The 22,168-nt window shown below is 67.2% G+C and carries 17 protein-coding genes and 1 tRNA gene; 5 read left to right on the top strand and 13 right to left on the bottom strand.

The genetic code is table 11. The features are described 5' to 3' along the window. Positions 1-54: 54 nt before the first annotated feature. Positions 55-131, bottom strand: a tRNA-Arg gene (locus tag ACP7A3_RS00575). An 84-nt stretch (positions 132-215) separates the two neighbouring features. Here ACP7A3_RS00575 and ACP7A3_RS00570 point away from each other — a divergent pair. Beyond that, on the top strand, positions 216-713 hold the full coding sequence (locus tag ACP7A3_RS00570; RefSeq protein WP_426254585.1) for a hypothetical protein: 498 nt from the start codon (positions 216-218) through the stop codon (positions 711-713). Here ACP7A3_RS00570 and ACP7A3_RS00565 read toward each other — a convergent pair. The 4 genes from ACP7A3_RS00565 to hemB all read right to left on the bottom strand — a co-directional run bounded on the left by ACP7A3_RS00565 (position 710) and on the right by hemB (position 5,053). After that, complete coding sequence (locus ACP7A3_RS00565; RefSeq protein WP_426254584.1) at positions 710-2,914, bottom strand: fused MFS/spermidine synthase; 2,205 nt, start codon at positions 2,912-2,914, stop codon at positions 710-712. The two genes, ACP7A3_RS00570 and ACP7A3_RS00565, sit on opposite strands and share 4 nt — an antisense overlap. Continuing rightward, a complete protein-coding gene (locus ACP7A3_RS00560) occupies positions 2,911-3,459 on the bottom strand; it encodes a GNAT family N-acetyltransferase (RefSeq protein ID WP_426254583.1) in 549 nt (182 codons plus the stop codon). The genes ACP7A3_RS00565 and ACP7A3_RS00560 overlap by 4 nt, the downstream gene beginning before the upstream one ends. A gap of 71 nt (positions 3,460-3,530) precedes the next feature. Beyond that, positions 3,531-4,064, bottom strand: coding sequence for a GNAT family N-acetyltransferase (locus ACP7A3_RS00555; RefSeq protein WP_426254582.1), 534 nt, complete (start codon positions 4,062-4,064; stop codon positions 3,531-3,533). Then, the gene (gene hemB, locus ACP7A3_RS00550) at positions 4,061-5,053 is read right to left on the bottom strand and encodes a porphobilinogen synthase (RefSeq protein ID WP_294314185.1); all 993 of its coding nucleotides are present in this window, start codon (positions 5,051-5,053) and stop codon (positions 4,061-4,063) included. The genes ACP7A3_RS00555 and hemB overlap by 4 nt, the downstream gene beginning before the upstream one ends. 90 nt (positions 5,054-5,143) lie before the next feature. On the opposite strand from hemB, the gene ACP7A3_RS00545 reads away from it, so the two are divergent. Next, on the top strand, positions 5,144-6,022 hold the full coding sequence (locus ACP7A3_RS00545) for a diacylglycerol/lipid kinase family protein (RefSeq protein WP_017978942.1): 879 nt from the start codon (positions 5,144-5,146) through the stop codon (positions 6,020-6,022). Here ACP7A3_RS00545 and ACP7A3_RS00540 read toward each other — a convergent pair. After that, a complete protein-coding gene (locus ACP7A3_RS00540; protein ID WP_426254581.1) occupies positions 6,006-6,434 on the bottom strand; it encodes a hypothetical protein in 429 nt (142 codons plus the stop codon). The two genes, ACP7A3_RS00545 and ACP7A3_RS00540, sit on opposite strands and share 17 nt — an antisense overlap. 82 nt (positions 6,435-6,516) lie before the next feature. Between ACP7A3_RS00540 and ACP7A3_RS00535 the strand changes: the two genes are divergently transcribed. Beyond that, on the top strand, positions 6,517-7,881 hold the full coding sequence (locus ACP7A3_RS00535; RefSeq protein ID WP_426254580.1) for a cryptochrome/photolyase family protein: 1,365 nt from the start codon (positions 6,517-6,519) through the stop codon (positions 7,879-7,881). A gap of 3 nt (positions 7,882-7,884) precedes the next feature. Here the strand turns inward: ACP7A3_RS00535 and ACP7A3_RS00530 are convergent, their stop codons facing one another. Next, on the bottom strand, positions 7,885-8,775 hold the full coding sequence (locus ACP7A3_RS00530) for a LysR family transcriptional regulator (RefSeq protein ID WP_426254579.1): 891 nt from the start codon (positions 8,773-8,775) through the stop codon (positions 7,885-7,887). A 100-nt stretch (positions 8,776-8,875) separates the two neighbouring features. Between ACP7A3_RS00530 and ACP7A3_RS00525 the strand changes: the two genes are divergently transcribed. Beyond that, on the top strand, positions 8,876-10,954 hold the full coding sequence (locus tag ACP7A3_RS00525) for a malate synthase G (RefSeq protein ID WP_426254578.1): 2,079 nt from the start codon (positions 8,876-8,878) through the stop codon (positions 10,952-10,954). 22 nt (positions 10,955-10,976) lie between these two features. On the opposite strand, the gene ACP7A3_RS00520 is transcribed toward ACP7A3_RS00525, so the two are convergent. The 6 genes from ACP7A3_RS00520 to ACP7A3_RS00495 all read right to left on the bottom strand — a co-directional run bounded on the left by ACP7A3_RS00520 (position 10,977) and on the right by ACP7A3_RS00495 (position 20,711). Continuing rightward, a complete protein-coding gene (locus tag ACP7A3_RS00520; RefSeq protein ID WP_426254577.1) occupies positions 10,977-11,978 on the bottom strand; it encodes an NAD-dependent epimerase/dehydratase family protein in 1,002 nt (333 codons plus the stop codon). Between the two features lie 31 nt (positions 11,979-12,009). Then, the gene (locus ACP7A3_RS00515) at positions 12,010-13,518 is read right to left on the bottom strand and encodes an MFS transporter (protein WP_426254576.1); all 1,509 of its coding nucleotides are present in this window, start codon (positions 13,516-13,518) and stop codon (positions 12,010-12,012) included. Next, the gene (locus tag ACP7A3_RS00510; protein WP_426254575.1) at positions 13,515-14,990 is read right to left on the bottom strand and encodes a tryptophan halogenase family protein; all 1,476 of its coding nucleotides are present in this window, start codon (positions 14,988-14,990) and stop codon (positions 13,515-13,517) included. Before ACP7A3_RS00510 ends, ACP7A3_RS00515 begins: the two co-directional genes overlap by 4 nt. Before the next feature lie 173 nt (positions 14,991-15,163). Further along, positions 15,164-17,257: a glycoside hydrolase family 97 protein gene (locus ACP7A3_RS00505; RefSeq protein WP_426254574.1), complete on the bottom strand. Its 2,094-nt coding sequence runs from the start codon at positions 17,255-17,257 to the stop codon at positions 15,164-15,166. Continuing rightward, the gene (locus tag ACP7A3_RS00500; RefSeq protein ID WP_426254573.1) at positions 17,254-18,876 is read right to left on the bottom strand and encodes an alpha-glucosidase; all 1,623 of its coding nucleotides are present in this window, start codon (positions 18,874-18,876) and stop codon (positions 17,254-17,256) included. Before ACP7A3_RS00500 ends, ACP7A3_RS00505 begins: the two co-directional genes overlap by 4 nt. 5 nt (positions 18,877-18,881) lie before the next feature. After that, positions 18,882-20,711: an alpha-amylase family glycosyl hydrolase gene (locus ACP7A3_RS00495; RefSeq protein ID WP_426254572.1), complete on the bottom strand. Its 1,830-nt coding sequence runs from the start codon at positions 20,709-20,711 to the stop codon at positions 18,882-18,884. 142 nt (positions 20,712-20,853) lie between these two features. Here ACP7A3_RS00495 and ACP7A3_RS00490 point away from each other — a divergent pair, with 142 nt between their 5' ends. Further along, on the top strand, positions 20,854-21,906 hold the full coding sequence (locus ACP7A3_RS00490) for a LacI family DNA-binding transcriptional regulator (protein ID WP_426254571.1): 1,053 nt from the start codon (positions 20,854-20,856) through the stop codon (positions 21,904-21,906). The last annotated feature ends 262 nt before the right edge of the window (positions 21,907-22,168 follow it).

Here is a 22,168-nt window from a genome sequence, read left to right as displayed (position 1 = left end):
CTGCGCCACAAACGATAACCCCCGCCACATCAGTGATGTGAGCGGGGGAAATCCTGGCGCGCCCGGAACGATTCGAACGTCCGACCCTCAGATTCGTAGTCTGATGCTCTATCCAGCTGAGCTACGGGCGCGCATTGGAGGCGCGCTGATAGCAGACGCTTCGAAACGCGCAAGTGCGTTGCGCCATTTTCTTGCACCCCCTACAGCCGAGCCCCATGAAAGTCGTTCTGTCGCTCGCCGTCGCCCTCGCCTCGCTGTCGGCCTGTTCGCGCGACACGACCCGCTATCCCTCACTGGCGCCGCGGGCGGTGGAGAAGTTGGGCTTTGCGGAGCCCGAGGTGCCGGTGGTCGAGGCGAAGCCGGATCCGGCGCTGGATGCGAAGATCGCCGAGTTCGGCGTAAAGCTCGACCGCTTAGCCAAGGGCTTTGCCGGCGACGCCGCCAAGGCGGATGCCGCCGCGGCGAAGGCCAAGGGCAAGGCCGTCGGTAGCGATGCGTGGCTGGATGCGCAGACCGCGCTCGCGCAGCTCGACGACTGGCGGGCGCAGACGTCGTCGCTGTTGAGCGATATCGACGTGATCGCCGCCGATCGCGCGGCCAAGCTTGAGCCGGCCTATCCCGCGCTCGGCGCGGTGCGGGAGCGCATTGCGGCGGAGGCCGCCAAGCAGGCCGCGACGATCGACCGCATCCAGGCGTCGCTACCCGCCGCCTAAGGCCCCCATTTCAACAGCGGCAGGATCGTCGAATAATCGTCGGTCCATGGGGTGAGGCCGGCGCGCGGCGTCAGCGGTCGCCACTGGCCGCCCCGTTTCGCGAGAGCCGCAAGCGTCGCGGGGTCGCGAGACAGTGCGATCCACTGGCTCGCCGAGGCGATCGCCGTGTAGCGGGGCGGCTGATAGAAGAGCTTCGCCGCATGCCAGCCCCCGTCCCGCGCCAGTGCCGCGACGACGGGTTCGAGATCGAGGAATCGATTCGAGATGTGGACGAGCAGCAGCCCCTTGGGCTGGAGCACGCGGGCGTAGGCGCGGAACGCTTCGCGCGTCATCAGATGCGCGGGGATCGCATCCGAGGAAAAGGCGTCGAGCGCGAGCAGATCGAGGCTGTCGGGTGCGTCCTGCTCGAGACTGAGGCGCGCGTCGCCGATGCGGATCGTGGGGTTGGGCAGGCAGTTGCGCAAATAGGTGAACTGGCCGGTGTCGCGCGCGATATGCACGACGACGGGATCGATCTCATAGAAGCGCCAGCGCTGGCCGGGCTGCGCGTAGCAGGCGAGCGTACCCGTCCCGAGCCCGACGACACCGACGCGCGCGCGCGGTCCGTACAGCGGATCGAGCGCGCTCATCGCCCGGCCGATGCCGGAGGGCGGCGCATAATAGGTGGTCGGCAGGCGTTCGAGGATCGGGTTGCCGATGAACTGAATGCCGTGGACGGTCGTGCCATGATCGAGCTCGCGCACGCCGGGACGATCACGGACGGTGTAGACGCCGAAATAGCTGCGGGTGCGCGCACCCTGTTCCAGCGACAGTTCGACCGCACGCCAGCCGCCGAAGATCACCAGCGCGACGGCGAGGGTGAGCGCATAGGCCGGACGCGCCCCGATCGCGATCACGCCGATCAGCGCGATGACGATGAAGGTCAGGCCCTGATGGCCATCACCGAACAGATCACTCGGGCCCCGGAAGGTCAGGCCGGCCAACACCGCGAGCAGGACGGTGACGACCGCATAGGCCAAAAGGCGACGCCGCGGCGTGGTCCACAGCGACCGGACAGCGCGCGTCAGGTACAATTGCGGCACCAGCAGCCCGGCGGCGAAAATCAGGATCGGATATTCGTATGTCCAGTCGAACACGACCGGCGCGATCAGCGCCGCGAACACGCCGCCCAATGCACCGCCCACCGCCATGGCGAGGTAGAAGCCGGTCAGACGATCGGGCGCGGGGCGCAGGCGATAGAGCTGCGTGTGCAGCGCGACCGAGGCCATGAACAGCAAGGTCAGCGCGATGGCGAGATTGACCAACGGCGATTCGTTGAAGCCGCCGACCATTACGCCGCCGAACAGCAAGATGGTGATCGGCGCGATCCGCGTCAGCAGGTCGGCGAGGAACCGGTCGGTGGCGAAGGCGACGGAGAAGCTCAGCAGATACAGGCCGAGCGGCAGCACCCAGAGCAGCGGCATCGCGACGATATCGGTGGTGATATAGGTCGAGGTCGCGAGCATCAGCCCCGAGGGCACCAGCGAGAGCGCGATCCAGTGGGCGATACGACGGCGGGTCGCGGGTTCGCTGGTCGGGCGCGCCGCGGCCTTGCCCTCCCCACGCGGCAGATGCCAGGCACAGCCGACGACGAGCGCGATCAGCAGGACGTAGCCCGCGCTCCAGACGAGGCTTTGCGTGCGCAGCGTCAGCAGCGGCTCGACGATGAGCGGATAGGCGATCAGGCCGGCGAAGCTGCCGAGGTTCGAGGCGGCGTACAGCGCATAGGGATCGCCCCCCCGGCTCGCCATGCTGAACCAGCGTTGCACCAGCGGCGCCTGGGCGGAAACGGCGAAGAACAGCGGCCCGATCGACGCGCCGAGCAGCCACGGCACCCAGACCGCCAGCGACACACCGGCAGGCCCCGCCCCCAGCGCCAGCCCGATCGGCAGCCACGCCCCCGCGACGAGCAGCACGCCAAGATGCACCGCCGCCTGCGCCATCGGCCGGATGCGCCCCAGCGCATGGGCATAGGCATAGCCGGCGAGCAGCAGCGTCTGGTAGACGAGCATCGCCGAATTCCACACCGCCGGCGCCCCGCCCAGCCGCGGCAACGCCATACGCGCCACCATCGGTTGAACGAGGAACAGCAGGAACGATCCCGTGAGGATCGTCGCGACGAAAAGGGTGCGGCCGGGCCGGCCGGCGGATGTTGCCGTCATCGGTCGGGCCGCGCGATACGGTATACGATCTGTCGGCGAAGCGGATCGGATGCCCCGAGACTGGGCAGGTCGAAGTCATCGCCGGTCGCCCGGCTCATCCCCAGCCGCGCCATGAGTCGCTGGCTGCGATCATTCGCGCGGGCCGTCATCGCCGCGACCGCCGCGACGCCGGGCTGCCGCCACGCCCAGTCGAGGCACGCCGACGCCGCTTCGCAGGCATAGCCCTTGCCCCACGCTTCGAATGCGAGCCATCCCGCAATCTCGAGTGCACCGGCTAGCGGGGTGTCGGCGGGTCCCGGATTGAGCCCGCACACACCGACGATCGCGCCATCCGACCGGCACTCGACCGCCCAGAAGCAGTGGCCGAACAGGCGCTGGTTCACCATCTGGCCAGCGACCAGCGCCTGCGCGTCCTGCTCGGTCATCAGCGGACCCATGTGCGCCATCACCCGTTCGTCACGCCCGATCGCGTGGACGGCTACGGCATCGTCGGTCCGCCATTCGCGCAAGATCAGTCGGTCGGTCAGAATCCGAAATTCGGCCATTCAGGCGCCGTGCCGTTGGGGTCGCCCCAACGACCCGGCAATGTCATCTGCGCAAGCCATCGTATCGTCGGTCACGCCGGACGATCGATGCGATAAAGGATGTGCCGTTTCAGCGGGCTATCGTTGGGGACGAAGGGATGATCGAAATCACCACCCTCGACGTAGGTCATGCCTAACCGTTCCATCAGCGTCCAGCTGGGCACGTTGGCACGGACGGTGATCGCCACCACCCGTTCAGCGTCGGTCACGGCCCAAACATGAGCCAGGCTCGCACGCGCAGCCTCAAGGGCATAGCCTTGGCCGCGATGCTCCGGGGCAAACCGCCAGCCCAATTCCAGTTCCCCTTCAGTCAGCATGCCGGGCCGGCCGGGTTTCGCGCCGCATACACCCAAAGGCGCCCCATCCGACCGGCGCTCGACGAGCCATGCGCAGGTCCCATACGCTGTCAGATCCGCCTGATAGCGCGCCAGTGCCGCATCATCCTCTTCCTCCGTGCGCAAAGGTCCGAGATAGCGCATCGTATCAGGATCGGTGCCCAGCCGGCGAAGCAGCCCGCGATCCTCCTCGCGCCACCCCCGCAGGATCAGCCGCTCGGTTTCGATCATGCGCCGAGCAACCGCGCGGCGTGCGCCGCATGATAGGTCAGGACGCCCGAACAGCCGGCGCGCTTGAAGGCCATCAGCGTTTCCAGCACCAGCGCGTCGCGATCGCCCGCTCCGACGGCCACCGACGCCTCGATCATCGCATATTCGCCCGACACCTGATAGGCGAAGACCGGCACCTCGAAGCGCTGCTTCACGCGAACGATGATGTCGAGATAGGGCAGGCCCGGCTTCACCATCACCGTGTCGGCGCCCTCGGCAAGGTCCAGCGCAACCTCGCGCAGCGCTTCCTCGGCGTTGGCGTGATCCATCTGGTAGGTCTTCTTGTCGCCCTTCAGCAGGCCGCGGCTGCCGACCGCGTCGCGGAACGGGCCGTAGAAGCCGCTCGCATATTTCGCGGCATAGCTCATGATCTGGACGTTGTGGGCGCCCTCGCCCTCCAGCGCCGCACGGATCATGCCGATACGGCCGTCCATCATGTCGGATGGCGCGATGATGTCGGCACCGGCGCGCATCTGGTTGACCGCCTGCTGCACCAGCAGGTCGGCCGTGCTGTCGTTGACGACATAGCCCGCCGCATCGACCAGCCCGTCATGGCCGTGGCTGGTATAGGGATCGAGCGCGACGTCGGTCAGCACGCCGACCTCGGGCACCGCATCCTTGATCGCGCGGGTGGCCTGGCACATCAGATTGTCGGGGTTGAGCGCCTCGCGCCCGTCCTCGGTCTTGAGGTGCGCGGGCGTATAGGGGAAGAGCGCGACGCATGGTATGCCGAGGTCCCTCGCCTCCTTCGCGCGCGCGACGATGCCATCGACCGACCAGCGCGACACGCCGGGCAGGCTGGCGATCGGCTGCTCCACCCCCTGCCCCTCGACCACGAACAGCGGCCAGATCAGATCGGCCGGCGTCAGGACGGTTTCGGCGTGGAGCCGGCGGCTCCAGTCGCTCGCACGGGTGCGACGAAGGCGAAGCGCGGGATAGGATGCAGACATGGATTTGGCTTTGCGGGATCGTAGGCGTCCTCGCAAGCGTTACGCAGGCGTAATCCTTATCCGCATGGAAGTTCTGGGGAATTTTGCGACATGGTGCAATTCCGATCCGCCGCGATGATCGTCAATGCCAAGTCGCGGAAAGGGCAGAAGCTTTTCCAGCGGGCATGTGCGGCGATGGATGGGCTGGACTTTCCTGTCGACGCCCATGCCGTCGAAAATCCCGACGACCTGGAGGCGACCGTCGAGCGCGCGCTGGCGAAAAAGCCCGACCTGGTGATCCTGGGCGGGGGCGATGGGACGGTCAGCGGCCTCGTCGACCTGCTGGTGGGCAAGGGGGTGACGCTGGCGGTGCTGCCGCTCGGCACGGCGAATAGCTTCGCGCGGACGCTGGGTCTGCCGATCGATGTCGAGGGCGCGATCGAGGTGATCCGGACGGGCGTGCCCAAGCGCATCGACCTGGGCATGATCGACGACGATTATTTCGCCAATTGCGCCGCGATGGGGATCAGCCCGCAAATCGCCGAGACGGTGCCGCACGGCCTCAAAAAGGTGCTGGGACGGATCGGCTACCTCGGCTGGGCGGCGTGGCAGTTCGTCCGCTTCAAGCCGTTCATGCTGACGATCGACGACGGCGTCGAGACGCACCGGCTGCGCGTGGTCGAGGTCCGGATCAGCAACGGGCCCTATCATGGCGGCACATGGCTGGTGGACGAGGCGTCGGTGCAGTCGGGCCGCATCGTCGTGCAGGCGGTGACGGGGCGTTACAAGCGGACGCTGGTCAAGAACTGGGCCGCGAGCTTCCTGGGGCTGAAGGCGCGGCACCAGGATACGGTGAGCTTCAGCGGCACCGCGCTGAAGGTGGATACGCGACCATCGCTGCCGATCTCGATCGATGGCGAGGTGCTGGCGCATACGCCCATCACCGCGCGGGTCGCCGCCGGGGCGATCGAGGTCATGGCGCCCGCGTGATCGTCACCGGCGCGGTGTGGAGCGGATAGTCGCGGTCGTCCTCCGCCATCACGATACCGCCCTTGGCATCGCGGAGGTAGAAGCGGCAGAAGATGCTGCGCTCATCGACGAAGCGCAGGCAGACGCGATCGGGCGTGATGCGGTAGCGGCCGCTCGTGTCGGGGTGATCGTAGGCGAGCGTATAGGCGTCGCCGACGGCGGCGAAGCGCTCGGTCGGGCCAGCGCGACCGCCGGTGCCGGGTCGCGTCTGAATACTGCCGCGCACCAGTTGCTCCAGCGCCTGTCCGCGGATCAGCGTCAGCGTTGTGCTATCGCGGATCGGGACCGGCAGGTGCGGCGGCGCAGGATCCGGCGCGGAGGGCGAGCAGGCGGTGAGCGCGAGCGGCACGGCGAGGAGAAGCGGACGGAGCATCGCGGTGGACATTGTGAGCAGCCGCCGCGCCCGGCAAGTCCGCGCAGGAACTTAACCTGTGTTCCGCCGATTGGAGCGATCGATGAACGCCCCTACCCTGTTATGGCTGCGGCAGGATCTGCGCCTGCACGACCAGCCCGCCCTCGCCGCCGCTGCCCATGCGGGGCCGGTCATTCCGGTCTACATCCTGGACGACGATGCCCCGGGCGAATGGCGGATCGGCGCCGCGCAGCGGTGGTGGCTGCATCACAGCCTCGCCGCGTTGGCCAAGAGCCTGGAGACAAAGCACAGCCGGCTGATCCTGCGACGCGGCGATGCGGTGAGCGTGTTGCGCCAACTGTGCGAGGAGACCGGCGCGGGCGAGATCCACGCCACGCGGCATTACGAACCATGGTGGCGCGAGGCGGAGGCGGCGCTGGGCGACCGCCTTGTGCTGCACGATGGCGACCGACTGGCGCGCGTCGAGGACGTGACCACCGGGTCGGGCACGCCGTTCAAAGTCTTTTCGTCGTTCTGGAAGGCGTTGCAGGAGCATCTGCCGCCCCCCGAGCCCGTGCCGATGCCGCGCACTATCGCGGCGCCGGACCATTGGCCGAAGAGCGACACGCTGTCCGACTGGGCTCTGCTGCCGTCGAAGCCGGACTGGTCGGGCGGGTTCGGCGAGGATTGGGTGCCGGGCGAGGCCGAGGCGCTGGCCAAGGTGAAGCACTGGCCCGAAGAGGTCGGTGACTACGACCGGCGCCGTAACCTTCCATCGGAAGAGGGCACGTCGCGCCTGTCGCCGCACCTGCATCATGGTGAGGTTTCGCCGCGGACGCTGTACCATGCGCTGCGGGGCAAGGCGGACACGATGCCGTACCTGCGCGAGATCGCGTGGCGCGATTTTACCGCGGGCGTGCTGCTCGCCATGCCCGATTACGGCACGGTCAACGGGCGGCGGCAATATGACGCGATGCCATGGCGGACGGGCGCAGCGGCAAAACGCGACCTGAAGGCGTGGCAACAGGGGCAGACCGGCTATCCGATCGTCGATGCGGGTATGCGCCAGCTGTGGACGAGCGGCTGGATCCACAACCGCGTGCGGATGATCGCGGCGAGCTTCCTCGTCAAACATCTGTTGCTCGACTGGCGTGAGGGCGAGCGCTGGTATTGGGACTGCCTGGTCGATGCCGATTACGGGAATAATGCGGTCAATTGGCAGTGGATCGCGGGGACCGGCGTCGATGCCAACATGTTCGGGCGGATCATGGCGCCGCTCAGCCAGTCGGAGAAGTTCGACGCGGCCGATTACATCCGGCAATGGGTGCCCGAGCTGGCGGACCTCTCCGATGCCGCGATCCACGATCCCGATGCGCACGACGCCCGGCCTAAGGGCTATCCGCCCAAGATCATCGGTCACCGCGAGGCGCGCGATCGCGCGTTGACGGCTGCCAAGACGCTACGCTGAGCGTCAGGCCCAGGCGGCGGGATCGATCGTGTCGCGCAGGAAATCGATGAAGGCGGTGACGGCGGCCGGGACCGCGGGGCTGCGCAGGTGGACCGCGTAGATACCGACGTCGGCGGACCCCTCCCATTCGGGCAGCACGCGCACGAGTCGGCCCGAGCAGAGGTCATCGCCAACATCCCATAACGAGCGCAATGCGATACCGACGCCGCCCAACGCGAGTTCGCGCACCATTTCGCTGGAGTTGGTGCGGACGTAGCTGGGTTGGGTGACGAGCGTCGCGCGTCCGCCGGAGACGAGACGCCAAGGCATCTGCCCATCGGCCGCCAGCAAACGATGCGCGGACAGGTCGTCCACCTGTTCAGGCGTGCCGATGTCGGCGAGATAGGACGGCGCCGCGCAGAGGATGCGACGGCTGGTCGCGAGCCGGTGCGCCACGACGGTCTCGGGCACTTCTGCCACGATGCGGATCGCGCAGTCGACCCGCGCCCCGAACAGGTCGACGAAGCCGTCGTCCAGATCGAAGCGCAGCTCGACCGCCGGGCAGGCGGCCACGAACCGGCCGAGGTGAGGCGCGACGTGCAGCCGCCCGAACGAGGTCGGCGCCGACACGTGGAGCGGTCCCGCTGGCGCGGTGCGGGCACCGGTCACCCGCGCCTCCGCCGCATCCAGCGCGCCGAGAATGTCGCCCAGATCGGCGCGGAACCGCTCGCCCGCCGTCGTCAGCGCCAGCCGTCGGGTGGTGCGATGCACCAGCGTGACGCCGAGCCGTTGCTCAAGGCGTTGCAGCCGCTTGGAGACCATCGCGGGCGATAGGCGCAGCGCCCGTGCGGCAGCGGAAAGGCTGCCGGCTTCGGCCACGGCGACGAACAGCGCATAATCGGGATCGAAGGCCATTCGTTCCTCTTACGATAAACTGCTTCAATATCTTTGCTGCTACCGAACGGATAGCGATCGGTCTAGGATCGGCGGCAAGACCATAGCGAAGGATGACCCCATGATCGCGCGCGCCGGCCTTGGCATCGCCCCCGAACTCGCCGACTTCTTGGAACGCCAGGCATTGCCGGGCACCGGTATCGCGCCTGATGCTTTCTGGTCGGGCGTGGCAGCGATCTTCGAACGCTTTACGCCACAGAACCGCGCGCTGTTGGCGACGCGGGACCGGATGCAGGCAGCAATCGACGCTTGGCATCGCGACCATGCGTTCGAGCCCACCGCCTATGAGGCGTTCCTACGCGAGATCGGCTATCTGCTGCCCGAACCGGCCCCCTTTGCGGTCGACCCCGCCAATGTCGATCCGGAAATCGCCGAACGAGCGGGGCCGCAGCTGGTCGTCCCGATCCTCAACGCCCGCTTCCTGCTGAATGCCGCCAATGCGCGCTGGGGCAGCCTGTACGATGCGCTGTACGGCACCGACGCGCTGCCCGGGGCGGCGGCGTCCGGCGGCTATGACGCGGCGCGTGGGAGCCAGGTCATCGCTTGGGCCAAGGCGTTTCTGGACGAGGCGGTGCCTCTGGCCGACGGCCGCTGGGCAGATTGGACGGGGGGCACGCCCTCGCTCGCCGATCCCACGCAATGGGTGGGCAGCGCCGGCGACACGTTGCTCTTCCGGCACAATGGCCTGCATATCGAGGTCGTCATCGACCGCGGCCACCCGATCGGTCGCGACGATCCCGCGGGTATCGCCGACGTCGTCCTCGAATCCGCTTTGACGACGATCTGCGACCTTGAGGATTCGGTCGCGGCGGTCGATGCCGAGGACAAGGTCGCTGGCTATGCCAATTGGCTGGGGCTGATGCGGGGCGACCTGACGGCGAGCTTCGACAAGGGCGGGCGGACGGTGAGCCGGACGCTGGCCGACGATCGCAACTATACCGCGCCCGACGGCGGCACTATCACCCTGCCCGGCCGCAGCCTGCTGTTCGTCCGCAACGTCGGCCACCTGATGACGACCCCGGCCGTACGCCTGCCCGACGGCAGCGAGGCGCCCGAAGGCATTCTCGACGCGATCGTGACCAGCCTGATCGGGCTGCATGACGTGCGGGGGCCGCGCCGCAACAGCCGCACCGGATCGATCTACATCGTCAAGCCCAAGATGCACGGGCCGGACGAAGCGGCGCTGACCAACGCGCTGTTCGACGCGGTCGAGGATCTGCTGGGCCTTGATCGCCACACGATCAAGGTCGGGCTGATGGACGAAGAACGGCGGACCAGCGCGAACCTGGCCGCATGCATTCACGCCGTCCACCACCGGCTGGTCTTCATCAACACCGGCTTCCTCGACCGTACCGGCGACGAGATGCACACATCGATGCACGCCGGCCCGATGATCCCGAAGGGCGAGATGAAGGCGAGCCGCTGGATCGCGGCCTATGAAAACCGCAACGTGCAGATCGGCCTCGCCTGTGGCCTGTCGGGCAAGGCGCAGATCGGCAAGGGCATGTGGGCCGCGCCGGACCGGATGGCGGACATGCTCGATCAAAAGATCGGCCATCCGCAGACCGGCGCGAATACCGCCTGGGTCCCCTCGCCCACCGCGGCGACGCTGCACGCGACGCACTATCACCGCGTCGACGTCTTCGCCCGCCAACGCGAGCGTGCCGCCGAGCCGGTCGCGCCGCTCCGCGACCTGCTGACCATCCCGGTCGCCGAGGCGGGACGGAACTGGACGCCGGATGAGGTGCGGGCCGAACTCGACAACAATGCGCAGGGCATATTGGGCTATGTCGTGCGCTGGATCGATCAGGGCATCGGCTGTTCGAAGGTGCCCGACATTCACGATATCGGCCTGATGGAGGATCGCGCGACGCTGCGTATTTCCTCGCAGCATATGGCGAACTGGCTGTTGCATGGCGTCGCGACGCCGGCCGAGGTCGATGCCGCCTTCACGCGCATGGCGGCGAAGGTCGATGCGCAGAATGCCGGCGATCCCCTGTACCGGCCGATGAGCGGGCATCCGGACAGCCTCGCCTGGCAGGCGGCGCGGGCGCTGGTGTTCGAGGGTGTCGCGCAGCCGAACGGCTACACCGAACCGCTGCTCCACCGCTATCGTGCAGCGGCGAAGGCGGCCGGCTGAGGCGTCGGATGGGAGGCGCCGCCTAAAGGTGGTGGTAGGCGCGATACCAGTCGACGAACGCCGGCACGCCGACATCGATCGACGTCGTCGGCCGGTAGCCGAGGTCGCCCGCAATCGCGTCGATATCCGCCGCGGTGCGGACGACATCGCCGGGCTGCATCGGCAGGTTGCGGCGGATCGCCTGGCGGCCCGTCGCCTGTTCCAGCACCTCGATCACGCGGCCCAACGGTTCTGAGCGGTTGTTGCCGATATTGTAGAGACGATGCGGCGCGACGCTGCCGCCGGCTTTCTCCGACCCGTCGTCAGGCGGCGGATTGTCGTGCGCCGCGATCACGCCGGCGACGATGTCGGCGATGAAGGTGAAGTCGCGCTCCATCTGGCCATCGTTGAACACCGGGATCGGCTCGCCCGCGAACATCGCACGGGTGAAGATCCACATCATCATGTCCGGCCGCCCCCATGGGCCATAGACGGTGAAGAAGCGCAGGCCGGTCAGCGGAAGCCGATAGAGATGCGCGTAGCTTTCGCTCATCACCTCGTTCGCGCGCTTGGTGGCGGCATAGAGCGAGACGGGCCGGTCGACGCGATCCTCGACGCGGAACGGCACGGAGGTGTTGCCGCCATAGACCGACGAGGACGAGGCATAGACCATATGCGCGACGCCGCGGTGCCGCGCGACCTCGAGCAGGTTGAGATGCCCGACGAGGTTCGACTGGCCATAAGCCTCTGGATGCTCGATCGAATAGCGCACCCCCGGCTGGGCGCCCAGGTGGACGATGCGATCGAAAGCGTGTCGTTCCAGCGCGGACTTCAGTGCAATGGCATCGGCAAAGTCGACGTGGAGGAAAGTGAACAGGTCGCCATAGCGTTCGGTCAGGCGGGCAAGGCGCGCGTGCTTGAGGGCGGGGTCGTAGTAATCGTTGATCGAATCCACGCCGATCACCCGCGTGCCGCGCGCCATCAGCGCGTCTGCGGTGCTCATGCCGATGAACCCCGCCACGCCCGTCACCAATGTCGTCGGCATCGTCTCGTCCCCGCTTGCGTCGCACGCCGCTCTAGCCGGGGACGCGCGCCGCCTCCACCCGCGTCATCGCGATCGCGGCGAGCAGCAGCGCTCCGGCAGCGAACGCCAGCGTCCAGATCGGTGCGGTCGGGAAGAAATGCTTGGTGATCGATCCCATCACCGTCGCGACCAGCAGCTGCGGCACGACGACGAAGACATTGAATAGCCCCATGTAGATGCCGAGCTTGCGCTGCGGCAGGCTGGACGCGAGAATCGCATACGGCATGGCGAGGATCGACGCCCAGGCGATGCCGATGCCGATCTCGCTGGCGAGCAGCCATTTGGGATCGGTGATGACGAAGAAGCTGGCAAAGCCCGCCGCGCCGCACAGCAGCCCGATGATGTGCGTCTTCGCCTGCCCGATCCGCTTGGCCAGTACCGGCAGCAGCGTGAGCGCCGCGACCGCGGCGATGCCGTTATAGGTTGCGAACAGCACGTCGACCCAGTTCGCACCCTCCTGATACAGCGGGCTTTTCGCATCGGGTGCGCCGTAGAAGGCGCCCGCGACGATCGGCGTGGTGTTGATCCACATGATGAACAACGCCGACCAGCTGAAGAATTGCGCGACCGCGAGCCGCTTCATCAGCACCGGCATCCCGCCGAAATCGCCGACGATATGGCCGAGCATGCCCGCCGCATGCCCCGCGCGCGCGCGGGCGATCGCGACGATGCTGGCGAGACCGTAGCCGGCGAGCAAGGCCCCGAGCAGGTACACCTCCTTCTCAAGCCGCATCGCGGCGACGGCAACGATCACGATCGCACCCGCGACGATCCAGGCGATGCTGGTGCCGTACCGGCGCGCGGCGAGGATGCGGAGCGTGTGGCCATGGTCTTCCACCGCAGCCCCGTCGAACGCCGCCATCTCGTCGGGCGCATATTCGCGTGTCGTCAGCACGGTCCACAGCACGGCGAGGAACAGCGCCGCGCCGCCGAACCAGAAGGCATAGCGTACGGTATCGGGAATGCCGCCGCCCGCCGCTTGGTTAGACACGCCGAGATGTTCGAGCAGCCAGGGGAAGATCGACCCGAACACCGCGCCTGCGCCGATAAAGGCGGTCTGCACCGCATAGCCGGCGGCATGCTGATCCTTGTCGAGCATATCGCCGACAAAGGCGCGGAACGGCTCCATCGAGATGTTGAGCGAGGCGTCGAGCAGCCACAGCAGCATCGCCGCCATCAGCAGCCCCGGGCTTTCCGGCATCAGCAATAGCGCAATCGCCGCCAGGATCGCACCGGCGAGGAAATAGGGTCGCCGCCGCCCCAGCCGGCCGAGCCAGGTCCGGTCGCTGAGATGGCCGATCACCGGCTGCACCAACAGGCCGGTCAGCGGCGCCGCGACCCAGAGCGCGGGCAGATCGTCGAGGCTGGTGCCGAGCGACTGGAAGATGCGGCTCATATTGGCGTTCTGCAGCGCGAAGCCGATCTGAATGCCGAAGAAGCCGAACGAGATATTCCAGAGACCCGCCCAGCTTTGGCGCGGGCGAGTGGCAGTGGGGGTCATGGCATCCTCCGGTGGCCGTCTAGCGCGGTCTGATGATCTGGGAAGTTGAGCAGGCATCCGCTCAGCAAGGTATCGATGGCGGCGAGGTCGGCGACGGGGGGTGCCGCGCGCAGCCGCGTTGCATCGGGGAAGGTGCCGTAACCGGCGAACAACACTTCCCACGACATGGGCGCATAATAGCCGGCAAGGCCCCGCCCCTCGACCACCGCGGCGACGTCGCCGCCGGTGAACCATGTGGTCATGATTGCCTTTAGGTCGTCCGACAGATCGTCGTTGGCGGCGACGTCGCGCCAGAAGACTCCACTGCGGCGGTTGAGGCGGTAATGGGCGACGATATAGTCCCGGATGCCGTCGTAACGGCGCGCGATCGCGGCGTTGAAGGCGTCGCGGCTGCCCGCCTGATAGGCGCCGATGAAGCCTTCGGTCGTCGCCTGCACGATGTGGAGCGCCGTCGCTTCGAGCGGTTCGATAAAGCCCTGGGCGAGGCCGATCGCGAGGCAATTGGCGGTCCAGCTCGTCTCGACGCGACCAACCTTCATGCTGAGGTGGCGGGCGGCGACGTCGGCATCGAGCAGGCCGAGGTGACGGCGCAGCTCCGTCTCGGCCGCGTCGGGCGACAGGTAGCGTGAGGCGTAGACGTAGCCATTGCCGGTGCGGCTGGTCAGCGGAATGTCCCAGGCCCAGCCCGCGGACAGCGCTGTCGCCTTGGTCTGGACCGGCAACGCGGCCTGCCGCGGGGTGGGCATCACCACGGCACGGTCGGCGAACAGGGTGTTTGCGAAGGAGCGGAAGGGTACACCGAGCGCCTGTTGCGCGATAACGCTGGCGAAACCGCTGGCATCGACGAACAGCTCGGCGCGGACGGCATCCCCTTCGTCCAGCGTCAGGGCGGCGACCTGACCGGCCGCATCGACCACGACGTCCCGCACGCGGCGGGGCAGATGGACGACGCCGCGGGCCAGCGCCGCGTCGCGCAGGACATGCCCGACCTTATGCGCGTCGAAATGATAGCCGTAGCCGATGCGGAATGGGAAGTTTGCAGACGCGATCGGGGCGCAGCCCGCCTCCGCCAGCCTCGCGTTGAGGAAGAAGCGGTCCGGATGCGCGGGAACGTCGGCGCCATGCCGGCGTGCGCGGGTACTGGCGAAGAAGGCACCTTGCGTATGGAGGTCGATCTGGCCGGCGAAGGGGTGGAAATAAGCGGGCGTGTCGTCGGCCCAGCCATGGAAGGCGATACCCGCCTTGTAGGTCGCGTCGGCGGCCGGCATCCAGTCGGCCTCGGCGAGACCAAGCGTATCGAACAGCGCCCTGAGCTGCGGGGTCGATCCTTCGCCGACGCCGACGATGCCGATGTCGGGGGATTCGATGACGGTGATGCGGGCCTGCGGCCACGCCTTCGCCATCAGGCAGGCGGCCATCCAGCCGGCGGTGCCGCCGCCGAGGATGGCGATCGAGGAAGGCGGTGGGGTCATGCGCTCAGTGGGAGCCAGGCGGCCCGCCCCACCCACTCCGTCACCCCGGACTTGGTCCGGGGTCCACCGCGCAACGGGGGGATGAGCAAGATGCTCGGGCCTTCCCCTCGCGGGCGAGTGGACCCCGGAACGAGTCCGGGGTGACGTGGGACGTGGGGCGAATTCGCGTTCACTTACTTCCGGCGAGCCTTGCCGTTGGCGACGAAGCGGATTGCCTGACCGCCGCCGGGCGCCAGAGCGAGCGTCATCGTGTCGCCCTTCTTCACCTGCCGCTTCTCGATCGCGATCGCGTGGCGGGCATCGGTGCGATAGTCCGCGCCCGTGCCGTCGCGGTAGATTTCGGCGGTATAGCTGCGGCCCGGATCGAGGAAGTCGAGGGCGACGTTCAGCGTCCGGCCGCTCTCGTTGGTGATGCTGCCGAGATACCAGTCGTCGCTCGCACGATCCTTGCGCGCCACGGTCACGTAATCGCCGACCTCACCGTTCAGCACGCGTGTGTCCGACCAGTCGACCGGTACGTCGCGGATGAACTGGAAGGCATCCATGTGCTTGGCGTAGTTTTCAGGCGTATCCGCCGCCATCTGCACCGGCGAATAGATGACGACGTAGAGCGCCAGCTGCTTCGCCGCGGTCGACATCAAAGCGCTGCCGCCCTGCCCTTCCAGGCTCAGCATGCCGGGCGTGAAGTCCATCGGGCCGCCGAGCCACTGGGTGAAGAACATATTGGCTTCGTGGTTGGGCGGATTCTTGCCCGGCCAAGCGTTATATTCCATGCCGCGCCCGCCCTCGCGGGCGAGCCAATTGGGGTAGGTGCGGCGCAGACCGGTGTCCTTGACGGGTTCGTGACTGTCGATCCCGACCTTGTACTTGGCGGCCGTCTGCACGACGCGGAGATAGTGGTTCACCATCCACTGGCCCTCATGCCATTCGCGCTTCTTCGTCCCGTCGGCGTCGACGCGTTCGATCTGCGCGGCATCGGTGACGTAGCCGGTCTTCACGACCGGAATGCCGTGATCGCGGGCATAGGCGAAGGCGCGGTCGAGCTGCGCGTCATAATGGCTGGCCGAGCCGCCCGTCTCGTTATGGCCGACGAGGTGGACGCCCTTTGCCTTCGCATAGCGGCTCAGCTCCGCGGCGTCGAAATCGGGCGTCGGCTGGTCGAATTGCATATCGTTGCCGTTACCGAACCAGTCGCCGTCCCAACCGACGTTCCAGCCCTCGACCAGCACGCCTGGGATTTTGTTGGCCGCGGCGAAGTCGATATACTTTTTGACGTTGGCGGTGGTCGCGCCATGCTGCGGACCGGTCGCCCAGGTCCATTCGCCCTTGATCATCTTCCACCACACGCCGACGAACTTGGCGGGCTTCAGCCAGCTGACGTCGCCGAGCTTGTTCGGCTCGTTGAGGTTCAGCTCGAGGTGGCTCATGTAGAGACCGGGCGCATCGTCCGACAGAATGATCGTGCGCCACGGCGAGGCGAAGGGCGCCGCGCGCGTCACCTTGGGCGCACCGGCGCCGGGCGTGAGCGAGGCCTTGAAGGTATTTCCCTCGCTGCGCGCGAGGTTCATCGCGGCATAATCGACCAGCGCCGCCTCGTGCAGTGCGGCATGCGTGCCGTCGGCGAGCTTCACCGTCATCACCGTCTGCGCGGTGCCGACCGCGTCGAGCGGCGTCTTGTTGTAGAGATATTCCTCGCGGTTCCACAGATATGCCGGCTTCCACCAGGCGGTGCCGTTCTGCGCGAAGGCGAATTCGGTCAGTTCGTCCGAGATATTGGCGTTATGCAGGTTCGGCTGGTCGGGGAAGCTGTAGCGGAAGCCTAAGCCGTCATCGAACAGGCGGAAGGTGACGTCCATCTCGCGCTTCAAGCCCGTCTTCTCGCGGAAACGGAGGGTGAGTTCGTTGTGCCGGTCGCGGATCGTCCGCCATTCGCCGAACGGCTGCGTCCAGCTGCTGTCGCCGCTCGCCTTGGACTGGCCGATCAGTTCGACGTTGCGCTCGATCTTGGGCGCGTCGGTGAACATGATGCCGAGCCGGCTTGGGTTGAGGATCGCCTTGCCCTTGCGGCTGACCGCATAGGTGGGGCGGCCGTCGTTATCGAAGGCGATGGTGAGCGCGATTCTGCCGTCGGGCGATGTGGCGGTGGCGACGGGCTTGAAGCTGGCGGTGGGGATCTGCACGACGGCATTGGGATCCGTCTGGGCGACGGCAGCGCCCGCCGCCAGCACCAGCGCCATTGCGGCGCCGATCGTGAAATGCCTCATCATGCCTCTCCCGTCCTTTTGGCGATCAATGCGCCATATCCGTCGAAATGCCAGCCCTGCGTCGCGGTCTCGGCCACGGTCTGCCACTGGTCGGGCTGGTCCGGCGCCCAGCGCTGCGGCTCGGGCGACAGGTTGAAGACGCACAGCATCGTCTCGTCCGCGGCACGCCGTTCGATCGCGAGCATGGCGTCGTCCGCCGCGACAATGCGGATGTCGCCGGTCAGCAGCGCCGGATGCGCCTTGCGCAGGGCGAGCACATCGCGCGTCCAGTGGAGCAGCGCATGCCGGTCTCGCTCCTGCCGGTCCACCGCGAGCGCGCCATGATCGTCACCGATCGGCAGCCACGGCTTGGCCGTAGAGAACCCCAGGTTGGGCGCATCGGCCTGCCACGGCATCGGCGTGCGCGCACCGTCACGCGACAAAGTGCGCGGCCAGTTGGCGATGGCTTCCGGGTCTTGCAGGTCTTCGAACGGCACATCGACCTGGGTCAGACCCAGTTCCTCGCCATAATAGAGGAAGATATTGCCGCGTAGGCTTGCCAGCAGCAGCATCTTCATGCGGGCGAAGGCCCGCGCCTGCTCCGGCACGACCCAGCGCGAGATGGCGCGGGGGGCGTCGTGGTTCTCGAACGCCCAGCTCGGCCAGCCGACGCCGTCCTGCTCGGGCCACTTCCCCACCGCCTCGGCGACCACCGCGGGCGTCAGGCCGGGGGCGTAGAGGAAATCGAAGCCATAGGCGCTGTGCAGGCGACGCCCTTCCGCGGTGAACAGCTTCATCTCGCGATCGCTGTCGGCGCCGCCGACCTCGGCCACGGTGAAGCGCGCGTCATAGCTGTCGAACAACGCGCGGATGCGCTCGAGGAAGCCGGGGATCGCGTCGTGGCTCTGGTTGTAGGTGTGGAGCTGGTAATCGAACGGGCGGGTGCGCGGTATGCCGTCGTCCAGCGGCGCCGGCGGATTATCGCGGAAGCCGGGATCGAACATCATGAAGTTGATCGCATCGATACGGAAGCCGTCGATGCCGCGCTCCAGCCAGAAGCGGGCGACGTCGAGGAACGCCTGCTGCACCGCCGGATGGTGGCCGTTGACCTGCGGCTGCTCCTTCAGGAAATTGTGCATGTAATATTGGCGGCGGCGCGCGTCCCACGTCCATGCCGGGCCGCCGAACACCGACTGCCAGTTGTTAGGCGGCGAGCCGTCGGGCTTGGGATCGTGCCAGACGTACCAATCGGCGCGGGGGTTGTCGCGGCTGGCCCGGCTTTCCTCGAACCAGGGGTGCCGGTCGCTGGTGTGCGCCCAGACCTGATCGATGATGACCTTTACGCCGAGCGCATGCGCGCGGGCGACGAGCGCATCGAAGTCGGCGAGCGTGCCGAAGATCGGATCGACGTCGCAATAATCGGACACGTCATAGCCGAAGTCCGCCATCGGCGACCGGAAGAACGGCGACAGCCAGATCGCCTCGACGCCCAGGCTCGCGACATGGTCGAGGTGCGCGGTGATGCCGGGCAGGTCGCCGATGCCGTCGCCGTTCGAATCGGCGAAGCTGCGCGGATAGATCTGATAGATGGTGGCGCCGTGCCACCAGGCACGGTCTTGGGGGCGGTCCTGGGGAGGTTGCATGTGGCTCATCGTGCTGGGGTCAGCGCGCAGATCGCATAACCGAGCGGCGGCAGCGTGACAGTGAGGCTGCCGGGCGCGGCGACCGCGCCGCAACCGGTGCCGGCGAGCGTCTTGGCGCCGGTGGCGCCGACGCCGATCTCAACCTGACGGGTCAACGGCGTGGTGGACGTGTTGAACGCCAGCAGCACCTCCGCCCCGTTCGTCGGGTCGAAACGCGAGATGGCGAGCAGGCCGGGCGTGTCCTCACGGGCGCGGAGCAACTGGCGGCCGCGGGTCAGCGCGGGGGTGGCGGTGCGCAGCTTGGCGAGCAGCGCGGTCTGCCGGAACAGCGGATTGTCCTGGCCAAAGCTCTCCGTTGCGGTCGTCTTGCTGGTGCCGAGCAAGCGGTTGTCATTGTAGCTGGCGACCTTGCTCGCGAACATGTCCTCGCGCGCGTCCTGGTCGTTGCCGTCGCTGACGAAGCCCTGTTCGTCACCCGAATAGATGGTCGGTACGCCGCGCAAGCTCAGCAGCATCGCGTTCGACAGCATCACGCGTTGCAGCACCTCCGCATCGCTCGCGTTCGGGAAGGCCTTGCGCACGAAGGCGGAGAAGCGGCCATCGTCGTGGTTGCCGGTAAAGGTCGGCAGCTGGATCGCGGTGTCATAACCCTTGGCGTAGAGCGTGTCGCCGTCGAAAAGCGCCTCGAACGCGTCGGTGCCGCGGGTGCCGGCGACCGTTTCGACCACCGCCTGGCGGAACGAGAAGTCGAGCACGGCGGGCAGCTTGTCGACCACCGTGTGCTGGGCGAGCACGGCGGGGCGGACCTCGTGATCCGACACTTCGCCGAAGATGTGGAAGTTGGGGATGCCCTTCGCCTTGGCGCGCGCTTCCATGGCGGGAACGAAGGCAGCCCAGAATTCGGGATTGACGTGGCGGGCGGTATCGATGCGGAAGCCATCGATACCGTAGCGGTCGATCCAGCCGCCAAAGATGTCGATCATCCCGCTGAGGACGCGCGGGTTTTCGGTCATCAGATCGTCGAGGCCGACGAAGTCGCCCATCGTCGAGCTTTCGTTGCGATAGGTCGTGTCGCCGCGGTTGTGGTAGAGTGTGACGTCGTTGAGCCAGGCGGGGACCTTCACGTCCTTTTCCTTCGCGGGGACGAAGGGGGTGTAGGCATAGGTCGGGTCGGTGAGCTTCGCGAAGTTCGCGGCGCTGCGGTCCTGGTCCCCGACGAAGCCGGGGTTGATCGCCTTGCCCGTCACGCCGCCACGGCGCTGATAGGGATAGTCGGCGCGGCTGCGATAGGGGCATTCGCGCTGGCCGACGCATTCACGATACTGGATCACGTCGGCGGTGTGGTTGATGATGATGTCCATATAGACCTTCATGCCCCGCTTGTGCGCGGCGGCGACGAGGTCGGCGAAATCCTGATTGGTGCCGAGGTGCGGATCGACCTGGGTAAAGTCGGTGATCCAATAGCCATGATAGCCGGCGGACTGCTGGCCGGGGGCGCCCTGCACCGGCTTGTTCTTGAAGATCGGGCCGACCCACAATGCGGTCGCGCCGAGCGAATGGATGTAATCGAGGCGCTTGGTCAGCCCTTTGAGGTCGCCGCCGTGGTAAAAGCCCTTGGCGGTGGGATCGAAGCCGGTGACGGTGCGGTCGCCCGTCAGGCCGCCGCGATCGTTGGTGGGATCGGCGTTTTCGAACCGGTCGGGGAGCAGGAAGTAGATCACCTCGTCCTGCGGCAGGCGCGCGCGGTAATCGGTGGCCGTTGTCTGGGCGGGCGCGGCGGAGGCGGCGAGCAGCAGGGCGAGCGCAGTCGCGGTTCGTGTGGCCAGCTTCAGCATGCATCCCCCAAGTCACGCGCAGCCGATCCGTCGCCGGCCGCGTCCGGCCCGCCTTGTGCGGACCCCACGCGCCCAAGCCAAGCATAGGGCATACGTATTCAACGCCGCTATCCCTACCGCCCGGCTTTGGCTACAGTCCCGCATGGCCGTGAAGAGCAGAGGACGGGGAACAGGCGCGGGCGACAAGCCGCCGACCTCGTTCGACATCGCCGCGCTCGCCGGCGTATCGCAGCCGACGGTCAGCCGGGCGCTGCGCGGCGACCGCACGGTCAGCAGCGCGACGCGGATGCGGATCGAGGCGATCGCGCGGCAACTGAACTACAAGGTCGACAAGAACGCATCGTCGCTGCGGCGGGGGCAGAGCATGACGCTGGCGCTGCTCTTCTTCGAGGATCCGCTGGACGATGGCAGCTTCATCAACCCCTTCTTCCTCTCCATGCTGGGGTCGATCCTGCGCACCTGCGCGGCGCGGGGGTATGACCTGCTCACCTCGTTCCAGCAGCTCTCCGCCGACTGGCACACCGACTATGAGGACAGCCGCAAGGCGGACGGGATCATCCTGCTCGGCTATGGCGATTACGAGCTGTACAAGGCGCGACTGGAGGCGCTGGTGGCGCAGGGCACGCATTTCGTGCGCTGGGGATCGGTCGACGCGCATCCGATCGGGGTGACGATCGGCTGCGACAATATCGCCGGCGGGCGGATGGCGGGCGAGCATCTGATCGCGCGCGGCACCACGCGGATCGGCTTCATCGGCGACGCCGACGATCATTATCCCGAGTTCCGCGACCGCTATCGCGGGCTGTGCGCGGCGTTGCGCGCGGCGGGTCTGCCGGTCGATCCGGGCCTGCACGCCGATGCGCTGTCGGTCGAGCAATCGGGCTATGACGCGACGAAGCGACTGCTGGCGCGGGACCTGCCGTTCGACGCGCTGTTCGCGGCATCGGACCTGATCGCACTGGGCGCAGTGCGCGCGCTGACCGAGGCGGGGCGGCGCGTGCCCGAGGATGTGGCGATCATCGGCTTCGACGACATTCCCGCCGCGGCGACGACACAGCCGCCGCTCACGACGATCGCGCAGGATTACCGTAAGGCCGGCGAGGTGCTGGTCGACACGCTACTGCGCCGGATCGCGGACCAGCCAACCGATACGGCGCTGTTGCAGCCGCGGTTGATCGTGCGGGCGTCCGCCTGACGATAGACAAGATGAACACCTTGGGCGAAACGATCCTCTACGGGGCGCGGCGACATCTAATGTTCGTCACCCCGGACTTGATCCGAGTTCCCCCTATTCCCGGCCGGTGCAGAAGAAGAAGAAGCGGGATCCCGGCTCAAGGCCGGGATGACGGGAGGCGCAATGTGGTGCTTCTTCACAGAACTTAGCCGCCGTATCGATCCTACACCGGGCATTACGACACCCAACATCCGTCACCCCGGACTTGATCCGGGGTCCCGCT

This window comes from Sphingomonas sp. DC5200-1, assembly GCF_049897245.1.
GTDB lineage: Bacteria > Pseudomonadota > Alphaproteobacteria > Sphingomonadales > Sphingomonadaceae > Sphingomonas > Sphingomonas aquatilis.
The sequence above is the reverse complement of the archived record's forward strand: the minus strand, read 5'-3'. Positions and strand labels throughout refer to the sequence as shown.

Excerpts from the sequence above, each read along its gene's own strand:
- ACP7A3_RS00570 (WP_426254585.1), top strand. The coding sequence starts at position 216 with ATGAAAGTCGTTCTGTCGCTCGCCGTCGCCCTCGCCTCGCTGTCGGCC.
- ACP7A3_RS00565 (WP_426254584.1), bottom strand. The coding sequence starts at position 2,914 with ATGACGGCAACATCCGCCGGCCGGCCCGGCCGCACCCTTTTCGTCGCG.
- ACP7A3_RS00560 (WP_426254583.1), bottom strand. The coding sequence starts at position 3,459 with ATGGCCGAATTTCGGATTCTGACCGACCGACTGATCTTGCGCGAATGG.
- ACP7A3_RS00555 (WP_426254582.1), bottom strand. The coding sequence starts at position 4,064 with ATGATCGAAACCGAGCGGCTGATCCTGCGGGGGTGGCGCGAGGAGGAT.
- hemB (WP_294314185.1), bottom strand. The coding sequence starts at position 5,053 with ATGTCTGCATCCTATCCCGCGCTTCGCCTTCGTCGCACCCGTGCGAGC.
- ACP7A3_RS00545 (WP_017978942.1), top strand. The coding sequence starts at position 5,144 with ATGGTGCAATTCCGATCCGCCGCGATGATCGTCAATGCCAAGTCGCGG.
- ACP7A3_RS00540 (WP_426254581.1), bottom strand. The coding sequence starts at position 6,434 with ATGCTCCGTCCGCTTCTCCTCGCCGTGCCGCTCGCGCTCACCGCCTGC.
- ACP7A3_RS00535 (WP_426254580.1), top strand. The coding sequence starts at position 6,517 with ATGAACGCCCCTACCCTGTTATGGCTGCGGCAGGATCTGCGCCTGCAC.
- ACP7A3_RS00530 (WP_426254579.1), bottom strand. The coding sequence starts at position 8,775 with ATGGCCTTCGATCCCGATTATGCGCTGTTCGTCGCCGTGGCCGAAGCC.
- ACP7A3_RS00525 (WP_426254578.1), top strand. The coding sequence starts at position 8,876 with ATGATCGCGCGCGCCGGCCTTGGCATCGCCCCCGAACTCGCCGACTTC.
- ACP7A3_RS00520 (WP_426254577.1), bottom strand. The coding sequence starts at position 11,978 with ATGCCGACGACATTGGTGACGGGCGTGGCGGGGTTCATCGGCATGAGC.
- ACP7A3_RS00515 (WP_426254576.1), bottom strand. The coding sequence starts at position 13,518 with ATGACCCCCACTGCCACTCGCCCGCGCCAAAGCTGGGCGGGTCTCTGG.
- ACP7A3_RS00510 (WP_426254575.1), bottom strand. The coding sequence starts at position 14,990 with ATGACCCCACCGCCTTCCTCGATCGCCATCCTCGGCGGCGGCACCGCC.
- ACP7A3_RS00505 (WP_426254574.1), bottom strand. The coding sequence starts at position 17,257 with ATGATGAGGCATTTCACGATCGGCGCCGCAATGGCGCTGGTGCTGGCG.
- ACP7A3_RS00500 (WP_426254573.1), bottom strand. The coding sequence starts at position 18,876 with ATGCAACCTCCCCAGGACCGCCCCCAAGACCGTGCCTGGTGGCACGGC.
- ACP7A3_RS00495 (WP_426254572.1), bottom strand. The coding sequence starts at position 20,711 with ATGCTGAAGCTGGCCACACGAACCGCGACTGCGCTCGCCCTGCTGCTC.
- ACP7A3_RS00490 (WP_426254571.1), top strand. The coding sequence starts at position 20,854 with ATGGCCGTGAAGAGCAGAGGACGGGGAACAGGCGCGGGCGACAAGCCG.